This is a genomic window from Robinsoniella sp. (assembly GCF_034124845.1).
In genome coordinates, this window is the sequence record NZ_JAWYAJ010000306.1 from 1 (window position 1) to 16,015 (window position 16,015).

The following is a 16,015-nucleotide window of genomic DNA, read 5'->3' on the forward strand; positions in this document are numbered from 1 at the left end:
GGGTCTTGGAAAAACGCAGCTTGGAACCGTTGAAGAATAAAAACGCAGCAAAAGCTACGAAAATAACGATTACCGGAACGGCATAACGGCTCAGGGCACTGCCCAGATTCAACAGGCTTTTGGAAAATCCTGTAAGCTGGCTTCCCAGTTCAATATAAACCTGATTAAAGATAGGAAGTACTTTGACAATCAGGATTACAACGATAAACAAGAGAAGACCAATCATAATACAGGGGTATGTAATGGCACCTTTGATCCCCTTTGCAATGTTTTCTTCCCGTTCATAATATTCTGCTAAAGAGGACATTACATCGTCAAGACGTCCGGATTGTTCACCGATTTCAACCATATCTATAAAATACTTGGGAAACACACCGCAGTCACTGACAGCTGCGTGAAAATTCCCCGTTTCTTCCAGAGTATGATAAATAGATTCCAGGACAGATTTTCCATCAGGGCTCACATTGTCTTCCAGCATAATTGAGATCCCTTCAATAGAAGAAATACCAGATTGGAGGATCATTGCCATTTGATTACAGAAAAAGGATATTTCGGTATTGGATAACGGTTTATTGGCTTTTTTTGCCATAAGAACTCCTTTCGAAACGCAAATTTATACAGACCGGTTAATAGGTATGTTTAGTGGTATAGTTCTTTGCATCTCCAATGTATTTTTGAATTTTCTTGCTGTTTTTCCCACTTGCCGCGAAGGTGGGGTCCATCAGTGCCCAGTTCTTGCCATCGAACTGTATCAGGTCATCTATCCAGCCTTCTTCCTTTGTATAGACGCTGATCCAGGCGTGAACCACTTCCCCGGAATATCCGGTTTCGATCTTGGTGGGAATGCCCTGGGACCGCAACATACTGCCCATGAGAGAGGCATAGTCAAAGCAGATTCCCTTTTTGGTCTTCAAAGTATCATCCACATTGGGGATGTAATCAAACTGTACATTTTCCGCCTTGTCTGTGTCATACGTAATGTTACCGATGACAAAATTATAAACAGAAGTAATAGCATCCAGGTCTGTAGAAGCCCCCTTCACAAGCTCTTCTGCTTTTTCTACAGCCTGGGAATCAGCTGTAAAATTTACATACTGGTTCGGATACAGGAAAGGACCGAATTCATTTGTAAGCTTCACATCTGCAGACAAAGAAGTTACAATGGCGTATTTATCGTTGGCAAGCTGTTCGCATACCATGATTTCGTAGTTTCCGTTGCCTTGTGACAGGGGAAATACTTCATAATTTCCGGTATTTTTAATGTTATAGTCATTTGTAGAATTATCGGAAGCTTTCACGCGCAGCTTCACTTTCGATGCATTGCCCAGGTACTTTACCATAAAATAGCCTTCTGAAAGGTTAGAGGTATCTATAGAAGCATACTCATCTGTCTGAACCGCTGTTCCCACAGCTTGTGGAGTCAGGACCCTGGGCGTGTTAGGACGGGAACCGGAGCCTGTACTTGTCCCGGAGGTATTTTCAGAAGGAGCAGGAGCCGGATCGTCCGAATTGCCGCAGCCTGATAAAATGATACTGATTATTAACAGTATCATCAGAAAGGCATATTTATGAAGTTTGCAGGGATACATAGTAATACCTCCCTCTCTCTGAGCATTTTCAATTACGTTTTATTTTGCTGTAATAATGCCTATTATAGCAATGCTCTGAAGTAAATACAATATATTTTGTGAAAATCATTCCGTGTGACTGGAGTGTGACATAAAACCATTATAATCAAAATATAAAGTGCATCAGTATTATTAAATGCCAGTACTGCTTTACCTTTATTACTGTGGATTACAGCTGTTGATTCACAGTTTTATGCACGGCAGTTCTGATAGTTACAAGGAAGGAAAAAAGCTATGAAAAAGAAAAATTTCATAATAATCGGCGCAGCAGCAGTGCTTATAGCGGCGACTTTGATAAGCGGGACGGTGGCATCCTTTCAGGCGGAAACAACTTCTAAAAATAAAATCAGTGCCGGAAATATTGGGATTCAGCTTATGGAAGAAACGGCAAATGGCGGGAAAGAAATAAAAGAGGGCGATATTAAGAGCATTACCGGAATGCCGGGCGATAAAATACCGGAGGCAATTTATGTGGATAATATAAAAGATAATCCGCTGTATTTAAGAGTAACATTGCATAAAAGCTGGGAAGACCGCAATGGTGAGAAAAATCCGGAAGCAGATGCAAATTATATCTCCATTTTAACCGATCAAAAGCAAGACTGGATTATTCAGGATGATGATGAAAATGGTGAAGAGATGTATTTTTACTATCGCAAGCCCCTGAATGCAAAAGAGTCCACCTCAAAAATAATGGATTTTATACAAATCGGAAATATACCAAGTAAAGAACAAAATCTTTATACAGGACTTTCCATCGCTTTTGATGTAGAAGCAGATGCGATCCAGGTAATCGGAGCGGAAGATGCCATGCTTTCGGAATGGGGACTGGAAGTAAAAATCGATGCTGACGGAGTTCTTCAGGAAGTTGAGGAAGAATAAATATGAAGAAGAAAATAATTAGTTTTTGCATAATATTGACCTTGCTTTTACAAATGAATATGGTGGTATTTGCTGACAGTGATACCAACGTTACCTTTGATGGTGATGCCAAGGAATTTATATTTTTAAACGGAAGCAATGATCTGTTTGATAATTTTAAAAATATGATGCCTGGGGAAACAAGAACCCAGAAGATCACATTGACGAATGATGACTATGAGCAGATGAAATTCTACATGAGTGCCCAGGTTCTTCGTGAAATGGGCGCAGGCGGTGCAGTATTTGAAATTACCCTGAAAAGAGACGGGGAACAGTTTTACAAAGGAAAGATCGGTGGTCTGGAAAGCTTTGGCGAAGGATATATGGGAGAAAACTTCCTGCTGGAAAGCCTGGGCAAAGGAGAATCCACTGACATTGATATGGAAGTTTATGTAGACGGCGACTCTATGGATAACAGCTATCAGGAAACAGAAGGTATTATCCAGTTTACGTTCCGGGTTGCACATGACGATGCTGCGAACCAGTCGGAGCCGGACACTAATAAAAATCAGGGAAATACAAATAATAACAATTCCAACAATAATAACAATAATAACAATGGAAATACCAATGGCGGCAACGGTACAAATCAGACTACGAATAAAGTAAAAACAGGTGATAATACGCCAATTCTGCTTTTTGCCGGCATGATGGGTGCCTGTTTCTGCGTTGTCATTTTTATAGCAGCAGGCCATAAAAGGAAAGGGAAAGGAGAGGAGTCAAAATGAAAAAAATAAGTATGCTGATGATATGCTTTTTGATGATTTTTTTGGCAGTGCCTGTACTTTCTGCAGAAGCGGCAAAAAGTTATGAGATCGTGTTTCGCGGAGGTTCCCATGGAACTTTAAGTGAGGGCGACGGTAAGAAAGTGGTTTACAATATCCCGTATGGTGAGGGATTTCCCAATAGTCCTTATGCTATTCCGGAAACCGGATATGTCTTTAAGGAATGGAGTGAGGAACCCCAGGAAGCCGGAACGGAGGTAACCGGAAAAAAAATATATGTTGCCAAATATGTTCCAGTTGTAAACGGATTAGAGTATGCAGTAAAATATGTGGATACAAATGGAAATCAGCTTGCCACAACGAAAGTTACAATGGGCGAGAGCGGAAATAAGATTACAGAATCCGCATTACTGATCAGCGGTTATACCGTAGATCAGAAATCGAAATCGGTAGTATTGTCAGACTCCAGTTCTGAAATCCAGTTTATCTATACCGCAAATCAATCCAATGTACAGCAGACGGAGCCGCAGACAAACCCGCCGGCTACAGAAGCGCCGAATCCGCCGGATAATAACCAGCCGACTACACCGACAACCCCGGCAGCAAATAATACGCCGGTAACAACACCAGCCAATACACCGGCAAACACAACACCAAATAATACTGCAGATAACAATGCCAACAATACGCCGAATAATGCTGATAACAATCAGCAGGCAGCTCCTGATAACAATACTCAGCCGGGAGCAGATGAGAATACGGTAAATATTCCCGATGAACAGGTTCCTCTGGCAGATTCTCCTGAGACTGATTCGGAACAGGAAACGGTTAGTATAGAAGACGAAGATGTACCGCTTGCAAAGGCTCCTGAGGTAAAAAATGATTATACAGTTGTATATGTTATACTTGGAATCTTGCTTGCAGCAGCGGCAGCATTTGGAATAAAGACAGTAGTTTCCAGAAGGCGCAGATAATGGAAGCAAATTATTAAGATTTATGAAAGATGTAAATATAATAGGCCCTGAAGATTGCATGATGAGAATATTAGTGCTATGATAGGCATAGATAACTTGCAGATACCCCATATCATTGTTCTGATGATATGGGGCATTGGCATAAAATAATCACAATGACAGGAATAATGTCTTATGGCTAATATGGAGAATAAATTGAACAAATTACATGTGAAGATGTTTGGCGATTTTCAGGTGACTGACGGAAAGAATATTTTGAATGATGATAATATTCGTTCTGTCATGGTTACGAGGCTTTTAACTTATTTTTTAAATAACAGAAACAGAATGATCCAGGTGCAGGAGCTTGGAGATCTTCTTTGGAATGAGGATGAGACTGATAATCAGGTAGGGGCATTAAAAAACCTGATGTACCGTCTTAGGAATATTATGAAGAAGGTGCTGGGCAGTTCAGATTATATTCTGACGGGACGGGGATCATACTACTGGAATCCGGATGTAACGGTTAAGGTGGATTGTGAAGAATTTGAATTGTGTTGTAAAAATGCAAAAGGAATAAAAGACGATGCAGAGGCTCAAATGACTCAGTATCGGCGTGCGGTTGATCTGTACACCGGGATGTATCTGCCTAAGATCTCATCCGAACACTGGGTGATTTCACTGTCTGCTTATTATCATTCCATGTTTTTGTCGGCAGTAAAAAGCCTGGCGGAATTATATGAAGAAGCGGGCAGCTATGAGGAGATGGAGAATGTCTGCAGCAAGGCAATATCCATGGACTCCCTGGATGAATATTTGTACTATCTGCTGATAAAGTCTTTTATTGGACAGCACAAAGAGAAAATTGCCCAGGAGTACTATACAAGAGCGGTTGAACATTTGTATGAAAATCTGGGTGTGAAACCGTCCAGCCAGCTGGAAGAAATATATCAATCGCTGTTAAATGAAATGAACAGCCAGGAACTGGATATTAAAAGAATTCAGGACGATCTGTGTGAAGCAGCGAAACCACAGGGGGTATTTCTCTGCAAGTACGGGATATTCCGTGAAATATACAGGCTGCAGGCGAGGCAGGCGCAGAGATTTGGAATGGCAGTTCATGTTGCGCTGATCACGATTAATCCGCCCCAGTATATTGAAAAGGGGACAGAAACTTATCTTTCCATGCTGAAACGGGCCATGGATCATGTAAAGGATGCTTTTGGTTGTCTTCGGGCAGGAGATGTAGCGGCCAGGTACAGCGGATCACAGTATGTAGTGTTGCTGCCAACATGTACATATGAATCCGGGAAGATGGTATTGAAGAGAATTGAAGACAATTTTTATAATTCGGGAAAGTGGAAGAAGTTTAACATAAGAAGCAGTCTGGAAGAAATTAATTTTGGAGATATAAGCAACGAATAGGAGGAGCATTTGTGGAAAAGATACAGTCTTATTACTTGATGAATGCTCTTAGAATCTGTATAGACGAAAAAAAAGATATTTATTTTCAGGGCAGGGCTTACACCAGGTTGTCAAAGGATGAAATAAAGTTTCAGGATCTTTCCAGCCTCTTAATTGAGGTGGATAAAATTTTTGATGCAGCGGGTTATCCCCAGGCGTTTCAGGAAAAAAGGAGTTTTTTAAAAGAGCATTCACATTCTTTTTTTTCGATGAATCCAAACAGTGAAATGGATATTGAGGAAATTTTAAAGCAAAAAGGCACAATGGCAACCTTTGATGTTATCGTAACAAGCAGAAGGCATTCTACTTGGCAGGGAGAGGTACATAGCCTGCAGGGGGAAATGCTGGACAGGTTTGAAGGTGCCATTCAGATGATACAAATAGTAACAGATCATGTGGTGATATCAGATTTATGATATCACCATATTTTTTCACTTAGTTTGTTTGCTGTGACCAGTCTGTGACTTGCTTTTGATATAGTAAATCTATAAAACGAAGAATTAACGGGATAAGTTGATATCTGAAAGAGAATAGATAGTATATCAGAGGAGGATCCACATGAAAATAAGAATGAAAAAAAGATTAACTGCAATCCTTTTATGTATGGCCATGATCGTATCTGCTTTAGGTTCCAATGGAGTAGTACTGGCGGCGGATAAATCGGATAACACAGAAATCCCGGGGACGGCAGCAGAGGCAGAAATGCTTAATGAAACCAGTCAGGCTGAGACAGCAGCTCCGGTGGAAAGTGAAACGGCAGATGCACAAACAGAACCAGTCGTAATGACTGAGGTACAAACAGAAGCTGCTTCATTACCGGAAACTGAAATAAATACGGAACCGGCTGCAGAAAGTATTCCTGAGACAGAGGCTGACAGTGAAGTACAGAGTGAAAGTCAGGAAGAAATGCAGACCGAAATGACATCAGAGACAAGCGAAACCGCTTTGACAGAGACAGAAAGCAATTCGGAAGAAATGCAGTCACAATATCTCTTTGAAAACGATGAGATGACAGTTGAAGTGTCATTAAAGAATGTGAATACCGTTTTGGCAGATGCAGCGTTAGTGGTTAAACCCATTATAAATAAAACAATTTCAGATAACAGCCCGGAATCAGATAAAGCAGAAAAAGCTGCTTATGACAAGATCAATGACATGATAAATGAAAAAGCAGAAAAAGATGCGGCACCAATTGATGGATTTAACGCTTATGAAATTTATTTTGAAAAAGATGGTGTGGTTTATCAGATAAATGATGAAATGAAAGTTTCCATCAACTTCAAAAATGCAGTCCTTCCTGAAATCTTCAAAACCGAAGGAATGAATTTAAAAGCAACTAGGGCACAGGTTTTACAGTTCACAGCAGATGAAATTGAAGTTGGAAAGACTAATGTAACAGACCTGAAAGATAAAACAACTGTTTTAAATTGCGATTCCGATTTAGCAGTAGGCGCAGTTGCATTTGAATCAGATCACGTAAACCAGTTCGCAATCGCCTGGAATGGAGCGGATACAACAACGGAATATACATACGATGATGACCAGGTAACGGTGAAGGCAGTTTTAAGCGAAGCAGGGATTCTTCCAAGAGGAGCTGAACTGAAAGTTGTGCCGGTTGTGGAAAAAGAGGAATTAGACAGAGTAGAGAGTCTGTTAAAAGCCAATGTTAAATCAGAGGTTGATACAATTACAGGATTTTTGGCATATGATATTAGTTTTGTAAAAGATGGTGTTGAGGTGGAACCTTCCGGAGACGTAGCAGTGACTATGGATTTTAAAGAGGGTGTAAAACCGGAAAATGCAGCAAATACAACGGATGATAATGCAGAAAACGATATAGAACAGAATGTTGCATTATACCATTTTAATGAAAGCAAAGATAAGGATGTCGTTGTTGAAGAAGTGAAGCATGCATCCGTAGATGTAAATAAAAAAGAAGAAGTGGTTACTACTAATTTTCAAGTTAACAGTTTTTCCATTTTTACACTTGTTTGGACAAATAAGAATGGAACGAGTCAATCAACTACAACTCAGAGCTTAAATATCCACATTGTTGATAAAAGTGGAAATGATTTACTTAGCAAACCTTTAGAGTTTAAATATGAAACTTCAGGATCTTATCCAAATGTATCCTCAGGTAAAATAAATGAGTGGATACAGAGTGAAGATAAAAAGCAACAAAATGTACTTGAAAATAAATCTTTCAGTCGTGCCTACATGACATCTAATTCATGGAATGGACAAAAAAATGTAAGTAATGTAATGATTTGGAAAAATCAAAATAATATTGGATGGCAAGTAGACTGGACGAACAATGAAAGGTATAATGTGAAAAATGGCGATAAATTATATTTCGAATACATTGACAAACTGGAAACAGTTGATACAGTGGATAGTGCAGGTAAAGGTATTGAACTGAATATGTTTAAATATCCATTTAATGAACATCAGTTTACAGGCGGAGTATGGAATGAGACAGAATATGGCCGAGGGGTCAAACAGGGGATGGTGCAAAACAATTTAGATGCAGACGGGTACCCGGTATTTAGTACAAAATTTGGTGAAGCAATTAGAAAATCTGGAAGTAACAAAGATCTCAGAGGAACAACATTAAAAGAATGGTTTGACCCACAGGGTGGGTATTCAACTCAGGCAAACGCAAATCACTTGTTTTTGAAAAGTGTATACGACGAAAGTAAGTATTTTTACTATAGTAGTTTTGATAACTATGCTTACTTAAATCAAACAGGAGATAATGCTGGGAACTTCTCTGTATACAAGCAGATCGGTACGCCAAATAATTCCAATATATTCTACTATCAGCGTGGAAATTTTATGCCTTACAATGAAATAGAGAATGGAAAACTTAGTACGAACAAAAATTATTATGACGAACAGGGAAATCCATTAAGCCAAAATGATGCCAGATATGGAGAAGAATTATATAAAACCCAGGGAACGACATATCATTTTGGTTTAAATATGAGTGCTTCCTTTGCACAGCCGAAAGACGGTATCGTTGACGGAAGTCCTATGGTTTTTGAGTTTAACGGTGATGATGATATGTGGGTTTTCATTGACGGAGTTCTGGTATTGGATATTGGGGGATGTCATGATGCACGCAGCGGAAGCATTAATTTCCAAACAGGAGATGTAAATGTTCAGGGTGTTACTCCTACAAACATAAAGGCTTTATTTAAAGCAGCAAATGCAGATATGTCTAAATTTGCCGAAGGAGAGAACTATTTCAAAAACTATACGGCTCATGAAATTAAAGTATTCTACATGGAGCGTGGTGCCGGAGCATCTAACTGCAAACTAAAATTTAATATCCCTACAGTTCCTAAGGGAAGTGTTAATATTACAAAAGAAATTGGGAATATAAATGAAGGGTCATTCAGTGACGTAAACTTTAATTTTAAACTTTATGTAGAAGATGAGAATGGAGATGTAATCCGTAATAATGATTCTACAAAATATAGTTTGGTGAAGGATGGAGCATATACACTGATCGATGGCAGCAAAACAAAAGAAATGCTGACAGAAGAGGATGGCAGTTTTACTTTAAAACATGGCCAGACAGCCCAATTCACACAATTTGATATGGGGAAAAAGTATTTTGTTGAAGAGACAGATGTTGTTCAGAACCAGTATGATGAATTTATTGTGAATGATGTACAGTTAACAACAGCAAATGGTTCAATTATTGAGGGTGAGGACGGGTCTAGCTTTATCATCAGAAGCCAGGCACTTGTAGTTGGCACAGATCTTACAGTTAACTTTCAAAATTTTTGTACCGGAGATAATTTGCAGGATCTGGTAATTGAAAAAGTATTAACTTCTGGTTCCTCTGAAGATACTTATGAATTAACCGTTACAGTAGGTGGTCATTTGTTTGAGGGTGAGTTTATTCGAAATGAGGCAAAAGAAGACGAAAACCGCGAGCACGCAGTAAAAGGTAAGATATATGTAAAAGCAGGCGATCAAATTAGAATTCCTAAGATTCCGTCAGGAACAAGTTTCGAAGTAAAGGAATCTAATTTGGATGAATTAAATAAGAACTTTACCAAATACGATAAAGAAACTTACGAAGTGAAAAATGCAGATATTCTGAGCACTGATGGAAAAGCTTCCGGTAAACTATTATTTAAAAAGAACGCAGAAGTCATCGTAACAAATACTTTGTTATTAGGAAATTTAACGATTAAAAAGACAATTGATACTGCAAATTATGAAAATGGTGATCCAATTTTTACTTTCCAGATACGACATTTAGAAACCGGAAAAATGTTTGAATATACCATGCGTTTTGAAAGTGGTAATCCAATGACTCAGGAAAAAACTTTTGAACTTTTACCACTGGGAACTTATGAAGTAACAGAGTTGGAAACTATAAGATATGAATGCGAAGGCGGCAATATAAAAGAAGCGGAATTAACTAAAAATGCATCTGAACAGACGGTATCATTTAAGAATATTCGTACTAATCCTGACAATTATTCCCATACAGATGTCGTGATTAATAAATTTACCATGGATGAGAATGGCAACATTATAATTACACCTGATCGTGTAAAGCAGACAGGAAATAAAGAAAATTAAGGAGTGGATAAAATGAATAGATTTATAAATAATAAAAAAGCATTGATGGCCACTCTGGTGCTGGTATGTGTGGCTGCAATAGGTATTACTGGTATGACAATTGCATTATATTCAGATGTTTCTACGGTAAAAGAAAATACTTTTACCGTAGGAAATGTGACAACAGATATAGAAGAAAATATTGTTGCTTCAGAAGGTATTAAGGAGCCATCTGTAAGAAATACAGGAAAAAATGCCTGTATTATCCGTATGAGAATGACCATTTCTCCCCAAAGTGCAGAAAGTAATATTGGCATTTCCGGTGGAAACCAGAATAATTTATGGATTTATAATGAAAAAGATGGATTTTATTATTATAATGCGGTTGTTCAACCGGGAGAAAGTACAGGGTCATTATTCAGCAAATATGTAATAAAAGATAAAGATAAGTTTGAACCATTTGATATGACACTATATCAGGAAGCGGTGCAGGCAGAAGCCGTTAATAATGCAGGAGAAGTGATATCTGCATTAAACGAAAACGGGGATTTTAATGTGGAATCAGCAAATAGAATATGGAAGATTTATAGTGCAAAATAATAGATATTTTTGTTAAAAAAGAAAAATATATGACACGAAACATGAGAAGCTTGGAGGAGAAAAGATGTTAAAAAAAGTATGTGGGATATTAAGTTCTTTATTATTAATTATATTAGCAATTGTTGCAGCAGCCTTAATTTTACCACACTTTTTTGGATATCAAACGATGGCAGTTTTAAGCGGAAGTATGGAACCCAACATAGGTGTGGGTTCCATTGCTTATGTTAAGGAAGCTCCGTTTGATGATTTAAAAGTGGGGGATGTAATTAGCTTTCATATGGGAAGCGATACGGTGGTAACACATAGAATAAAAGATGTGGATCAGGAGAAACAGTCAATCACAACAAAGGGAGATGCAAATGCAGTAGAAGACGCGGAACCGGTAGCAGCATCCAGTGTGATTGGTAAGGTTGGATTTCATATTCCGCTGCTGGGATACATCAGTATTTATGCCAAAACTCCCCTTGGAATTGCAGGGATCTGCGGCATATTTATTATACTGATTTTACTTGTTTTTTTACCAGAAATATTTAGTAAAGAAGAGAAAAAAGACACGAAAAAAGAAACAAATAAAGAATAAAAAATTTCATTTTATTATCTCTGTATGACCGGTGTGTGACTGGATTGTTATATACTGGATACATAAGATAGATAAACATAAAGAGCAAATAAATAAGAAAAGGAATAGGAGATAATAGGATGAAGAAAAAAAGTTTGATTACGATGGTAGCAGCAGTTTGTTTAACAGGTGTGGTAATGGTTGGAGCAACTTTAGCGTACTTAACAAGCACAACAGACGTGGCACAAAATACATTTACAGTTGGTAAAGTTAATATTGATTTGGATGAAAAAACTGGAAATTCACAAGAAGATTTTGATAAGCAACCAGATTGGAATGATGAAGTTGACGGTAAAAATATGTATCCCGGACAGGAAGTTGCTAAGAGACCGGTAGTTACGGTTAAGGCTGATTCAGCTGATTGCTGGGTATTTGTACAGGTTAGCGGAGCAGACGAATTAGTAAGTAACAACTTTAAAATTGAAGGTTGGGATAGTTCTAACTGGGTTAAGGCAGATTCTTCTAAAAATTTAAATGGGATCTATAAATATAATACAGAAGTAGTGAAAAAGAATGCAGATCAATTACTTCCTCCAGTCTTTACAAGCGTTATATATAATAAAGAAGCAGAAGGTAAGATAGAGAGTACTGTAGGTACAGTAAAAGTTGTGGCAGCTGCAATTCAGGCGGATGGTATAGATGACGCAACTGCACTGGCAGAAGCAACAAAACAATTAAATGGAGCATTGAATCCTGAGACAAATTAATCAGTACTTCCATAATTAATATATAAACCCTAATAGTGTATTCTATAAAAAGTACCACAATTACAGTATACCAATATAAACTGAGAGGATAGGTAAATAAATTATGAAAAAGAAAAAAATATTAACGATGGTAGCAGCAGTAGCATTAGTGGCAGTAATCGGAGTTGGAGCAACTTTAGCATATTTTACAGATAAAGACAGTAAGACAAACGTTGTAACAATGGGGAAAGTTGACATCGATTTAGAAGAGCCGGAGTTTAGTAAAAATCCGGATGATACAATTACAGATGTGAAGCCAAACCAGAGTATTGTAAAAGACCCTAAAATTACAGTAGCAGACGGTTCTTTAGATGCATATGTACGTGCGAAAATTGAATTTGTAGGTTTAAGCCAGGATCAGATTACAGACATTTTGCCATTAATTGATATTGATACAAAGAAATGGTTCTTATCAACAGACGGATACTATTATTATCAGGCACCGATGACAGCGGGCGCATCAGACTATCTGTTCCAGAGTGTTAAAATACCGGAAAACTGGGGCAATGAAGTATCTGGTCTGACATTTAAGATTAACGTATTTGCCGAAGCAATTCAGGCTGATAGCTTTACACCAGCTAAAAATGCAGAAGGTTTAATTACAGGATGGAAAGATTCTGAGGGAAAAGACATTCAGGCAGAAACAAATAAAACGGAAACAACTGAAACAACGGCACCAACACAACCAGAATAAGAATAATCAGTAAGGTTTACCAGAGCGTGTTTGAAAATTCATAGCCTGATCCGGCAGTTCCATGAAACAGGCAGCGACCGTGCAGATTAAGAACGTAACCCCACTACGCCACCAATCTTGCACTGACGCTTCCTGTGAAGCGGAGCAGCCAACCGGATAAAGGCAGTTTGAAAACACGCTTGTTGAATTTATAGTTACATACTACAGATTATATATCAGCAGGGAAACAGATTGTTTGCTAATGGTCGGTTGAATGCTCTGGCAGAGGAAAGGAATGGATTCAGATCGTATGGATGGTTCAAATAAAAATGAAGAAAAGACGTTTATTGTTACAGTGAAAAGCAGAAAAAATCAAACATGGCAGGGAACGGTAAACTGGGTGGAAGAAAAAAGAATACAGCCATTTCGTAGTACATTAGAGTTAATCCGTTTGATGGATTCTGCCATAGGTGTAGAGGAGGAAGAGTAATGGTTAAGAAAAAAATAGCGCTGTTGGTTACGACAGCTGCCCTTGTTGGTCTCGTGACCGTGGGAGCTACGTTAGCCTGGTTCACGGATAAAGATACAGTGAATAATAAACTGGCAGTTGGTTTTGTCAGCGTAGAGATCAAAGAGCCTAATTATATAGAAGAAAACTATCAGTCATTATTGCCGGGTGATCCTATTAGGAAAGACCCTACTATTAATTTAGCGGCAGACAGTCAGGATTCCTATATTCGAATAGCAGCACCGAAAGTAAACGTAAATGACGTGGATTACCCACTGTTTAACCCAGATGGATCTTCTGAATTTGGAGCATCTTTAAGTGAAAACTGGGTACTGAAAGGTGATTATATCTATTATAAAGAGATTGTAACTGGAAATGATAAGATTCCGTTGTTAAAAGATCAGGGAAGCGCGGACAATATCTATACCATGCAGATCCCAACTTCATGGACAAATGCATTTAATTCAGCAAAGATAGAAATTATCTTTAATGTTGAAGCAATTCAGGCCAGAAATGTAACACCGGATTTTGGGAAAGATGCACCCTGGCCAGTTAGCAGCCCGGATGAAATTATAGAATATCAGGCAAAGTAAAATCATATAGTGTAATAATAATTGTTAAGGACGGAAGATTGTTTAATCTTCCGTCCTTAATTGCAGATTAAGGGTGAGAACAGGTTATGGCAAATGATCAAAAAATAGAAAATCTTCTGAATCTGGCACTGGATGCTACACCGGAAGAGCGGGAAAAATCCCTGACCCTGGACGTGGGGTATGATCCTGTAGACCAAAAATGGGAAATTATCGTAAAGTACTCAGGAGACATTTCAAGACTTGAGAGCGAAGACATTCAGGTTGTGGAATTAATTAATGAATACGCAATTATAACATTACCGGAATCAAAGATTGATTTCCTTGCTGCACAGCCGGAAGTTGAATTTATTGAAAAGCCAAAGCGGTTATTTTTTTCCGTAAATCAGGGGAGAGCGGCTTCCTGTATGAATGTGCTGCAGACGCCAGCATTTAATTTGAATGGTGAGGGCATTATTGTTGCAGTCATTGATTCGGGGGTGGATTATACCCATCCTGATTTTCGAAATCCCAACGGAAGTACCCGCATATTGAATATCTGGGATCAGACACTGCCGGGGAACCCTCCCCCCGGATTTAAAATCGGAACAGAATTTGACCAGGCACAGATCAACGCCGCATTAAACCCTGAAACAGAAGGAGAAGTTCAGGCTGCCCAGGTTGTGCCATCCAGGGACTTGAGTGGCCACGGTACCCAGGTACTTGGCATAGCGGCTGGTAATGGCAGGGCATCTAATGGGAGATACAGGGGGGTTGCCTATGAAAGTGATATAATTGTTGTAAAACTGGGACTGGCGCGGCCAAATTCATTTCCCAGGACGACAGAACTGATGCAGGCACTGGATTATGTGATAAGGAAGTCTATCGAATACCAGAAGCCCGTTGCGATTAATCTCAGCTTTGGAACCGTGTATGGATCACATGATGGAAGCGGGCTGCTGGAGACGTATATTGATGATATATCAAATCTATGGAAATCAACAATATCAGTGGGAACGGGAAATGAGGGGAGTACCGGGGGGCATACTTCGGGAATTTTGCGAAACAATGAGCCTGTGGAGATACAATTTGGGATAGTTAATAATGAACTGAGTATAAATCTCCAGATCTGGAAGTCTTATGTGGATGAATTTGACATCAGCATTGTACATCCGTCAGGACAGGTGATCGGACCATTGCAGGAAGTGTTGGGACCACAGCGCTATATTGCAGGCGGGACACAGCTGCTGATCTACTATGGAGAGCCCAGCCCCAGCAGTGTGTCACAGGAGATCTATATTGATTTTATCCCAAGGGATACTTATATCGACAGCGGAATCTGGAGGCTGGTATTCACACCAAAACGAATTGTAGAAGGCAGATATGATGTCTGGCTTCCGGCATCAGCAGCGGTGGGAATAGGTACGAGATTTTATCAGCCGACGGTAGAGACAACGCTGACGATTCCTTCCACTGCAAGGAAAGTCATTGCAGTAGGTGCCTACGATTCCAGGCTTTTAACCTATGCACCTTTCTCAGGAAGAGGATATAACCGGGATAACAGCCAGATTAAACCAGATTTGTCAGCGCCCGGAGTAGATATCACAACAGCGGCACCGGGAGGAGGATATACCACTGTTTCCGGTACATCTTTTGCAACGCCTTTTGTGACCGGGGCGGCCGCAATGTTAATGCAGTGGGGAATGGTAATGGGAAATGATCCTTATTTATATGGAGAAAAAGTGAAAGCTTACCTGATCCGGGGAGCGAGGCCCTTAAATGTAGAGCGGGTCTACCCAAATCCCACATTAGGATATGGAACTTTATGTGTAAAAGACAGCCTGCCGGGATAAAAATAAATTTTATATGTATTTTAACTTGACAATACAGTAGAAAGAAAACGTAATATACAAAAGATATAAAACAATGAATTTTCAATGAAAAACGGTGGTTAAATTTAAGGTGCACTTGTGTAATCGAGGTCTCTTTTTGTGGAATATTGCTTATTTGCATAGAAGATATTGCTAA

At 39.0% G+C, this 16,015-nt stretch carries 15 protein-coding genes; 13 read left to right on the forward strand and 2 right to left on the reverse strand.

Annotated elements, in window-relative coordinates; all coding sequences use genetic code 11:
• Together ACH2DQ_RS15410 and ACH2DQ_RS15415 are read right to left on the reverse strand one after the other, a co-directional pair.
• Positions 1-589, reverse strand: a 589-nt coding sequence (locus ACH2DQ_RS15410; RefSeq protein ID WP_395027333.1) for a type II secretion system F family protein, incomplete at its 3' end; no start/stop codon positions are given.
• A gap of 37 nt (positions 590-626) precedes the next feature.
• Positions 627-1,589, reverse strand: a complete 963-nt coding sequence (locus ACH2DQ_RS15415) for a transglutaminase domain-containing protein (RefSeq protein ID WP_394910997.1) — start codon at positions 1,587-1,589, stop codon at positions 627-629.
• A 273-nt stretch (positions 1,590-1,862) separates the two neighbouring features.
• Here ACH2DQ_RS15415 and ACH2DQ_RS15420 point away from each other — a divergent pair, with 273 nt between their 5' ends.
• From ACH2DQ_RS15420 to ACH2DQ_RS15480, 13 genes are all read left to right on the forward strand, one after another.
• Entirely contained in the window at positions 1,863-2,510 is a 648-nt protein-coding gene (locus ACH2DQ_RS15420) for a SipW-dependent-type signal peptide-containing protein (RefSeq protein ID WP_394910998.1), read from the forward strand.
• Positions 2,511-2,512: 2 nt separating this feature from the next.
• Positions 2,513-3,277: a hypothetical protein gene (locus ACH2DQ_RS15425; RefSeq protein ID WP_394910999.1), complete on the forward strand. Its 765-nt coding sequence runs from the start codon at positions 2,513-2,515 to the stop codon at positions 3,275-3,277.
• Positions 3,274-4,248: a MucBP domain-containing protein gene (locus ACH2DQ_RS15430; RefSeq protein WP_394911000.1), complete on the forward strand. Its 975-nt coding sequence runs from the start codon at positions 3,274-3,276 to the stop codon at positions 4,246-4,248. Before ACH2DQ_RS15425 ends, ACH2DQ_RS15430 begins: the two co-directional genes overlap by 4 nt.
• Positions 4,249-4,443: 195 nt before the next feature.
• A complete protein-coding gene (locus ACH2DQ_RS15435) occupies positions 4,444-5,652 on the forward strand; it encodes a BTAD domain-containing putative transcriptional regulator (RefSeq protein WP_394911001.1) in 1,209 nt (402 codons plus the stop codon).
• A gap of 11 nt (positions 5,653-5,663) precedes the next feature.
• Positions 5,664-6,107, forward strand: a complete 444-nt coding sequence (locus ACH2DQ_RS15440; RefSeq protein WP_394911002.1) for a hypothetical protein — start codon at positions 5,664-5,666, stop codon at positions 6,105-6,107.
• Between the two features lie 142 nt (positions 6,108-6,249).
• Positions 6,250-10,293: a fibro-slime domain-containing protein gene (locus ACH2DQ_RS15445; RefSeq protein WP_394911003.1), complete on the forward strand. Its 4,044-nt coding sequence runs from the start codon at positions 6,250-6,252 to the stop codon at positions 10,291-10,293.
• Positions 10,294-10,305: 12 nt separating this feature from the next.
• Positions 10,306-10,872 carry a SipW-dependent-type signal peptide-containing protein gene (locus ACH2DQ_RS15450; RefSeq protein WP_394911004.1) on the forward strand — a complete coding sequence of 189 codons (567 nt, stop codon included), beginning with the start codon at positions 10,306-10,308 and terminating at the stop codon, positions 10,870-10,872.
• Positions 10,873-10,936: 64 nt separating this feature from the next.
• Entirely contained in the window at positions 10,937-11,452 is a 516-nt protein-coding gene (locus ACH2DQ_RS15455; RefSeq protein WP_394911005.1) for a signal peptidase I, read from the forward strand.
• 119 nt (positions 11,453-11,571) lie between these two features.
• Complete coding sequence (locus ACH2DQ_RS15460) at positions 11,572-12,198, forward strand: SipW-dependent-type signal peptide-containing protein (RefSeq protein ID WP_394911006.1); 627 nt, start codon at positions 11,572-11,574, stop codon at positions 12,196-12,198.
• A gap of 103 nt (positions 12,199-12,301) precedes the next feature.
• Positions 12,302-12,931 carry a TasA family protein gene (locus ACH2DQ_RS15465; RefSeq protein WP_394911007.1) on the forward strand — a complete coding sequence of 210 codons (630 nt, stop codon included), beginning with the start codon at positions 12,302-12,304 and terminating at the stop codon, positions 12,929-12,931.
• Between the two features lie 274 nt (positions 12,932-13,205).
• Entirely contained in the window at positions 13,206-13,400 is a 195-nt protein-coding gene (locus tag ACH2DQ_RS15470; RefSeq protein ID WP_394911008.1) for a hypothetical protein, read from the forward strand.
• Positions 13,400-14,011 carry a TasA family protein gene (locus ACH2DQ_RS15475; RefSeq protein ID WP_394911009.1) on the forward strand — a complete coding sequence of 204 codons (612 nt, stop codon included), beginning with the start codon at positions 13,400-13,402 and terminating at the stop codon, positions 14,009-14,011. Before ACH2DQ_RS15470 ends, ACH2DQ_RS15475 begins: the two co-directional genes overlap by 1 nt.
• Positions 14,012-14,097: 86 nt before the next feature.
• On the forward strand, positions 14,098-15,840 hold the full coding sequence (locus ACH2DQ_RS15480; RefSeq protein ID WP_394911010.1) for a S8 family peptidase: 1,743 nt from the start codon (positions 14,098-14,100) through the stop codon (positions 15,838-15,840).
• Positions 15,841-16,015 lie beyond the last annotated feature (175 nt).

Coding starts and splice junctions, on each gene's coding strand:
- ACH2DQ_RS15415 (WP_394910997.1), bottom strand. CDS start 1,589: ATGTATCCCTGCAAACTTCATAAATATGCCTTTCTGATGATACTGTTA.
- ACH2DQ_RS15420 (WP_394910998.1), top strand. CDS start 1,863: ATGAAAAAGAAAAATTTCATAATAATCGGCGCAGCAGCAGTGCTTATA.
- ACH2DQ_RS15425 (WP_394910999.1), top strand. CDS start 2,513: ATGAAGAAGAAAATAATTAGTTTTTGCATAATATTGACCTTGCTTTTA.
- ACH2DQ_RS15430 (WP_394911000.1), top strand. CDS start 3,274: ATGAAAAAAATAAGTATGCTGATGATATGCTTTTTGATGATTTTTTTG.
- ACH2DQ_RS15445 (WP_394911003.1), top strand. CDS start 6,250: ATGAAAATAAGAATGAAAAAAAGATTAACTGCAATCCTTTTATGTATG.
- ACH2DQ_RS15450 (WP_394911004.1), top strand. CDS start 10,306: ATGAATAGATTTATAAATAATAAAAAAGCATTGATGGCCACTCTGGTG.
- ACH2DQ_RS15455 (WP_394911005.1), top strand. CDS start 10,937: ATGTTAAAAAAAGTATGTGGGATATTAAGTTCTTTATTATTAATTATA.
- ACH2DQ_RS15460 (WP_394911006.1), top strand. CDS start 11,572: ATGAAGAAAAAAAGTTTGATTACGATGGTAGCAGCAGTTTGTTTAACA.
- ACH2DQ_RS15465 (WP_394911007.1), top strand. CDS start 12,302: ATGAAAAAGAAAAAAATATTAACGATGGTAGCAGCAGTAGCATTAGTG.
- ACH2DQ_RS15470 (WP_394911008.1), top strand. CDS start 13,206: ATGGATTCAGATCGTATGGATGGTTCAAATAAAAATGAAGAAAAGACG.
- ACH2DQ_RS15475 (WP_394911009.1), top strand. CDS start 13,400: ATGGTTAAGAAAAAAATAGCGCTGTTGGTTACGACAGCTGCCCTTGTT.
- ACH2DQ_RS15480 (WP_394911010.1), top strand. CDS start 14,098: ATGGCAAATGATCAAAAAATAGAAAATCTTCTGAATCTGGCACTGGAT.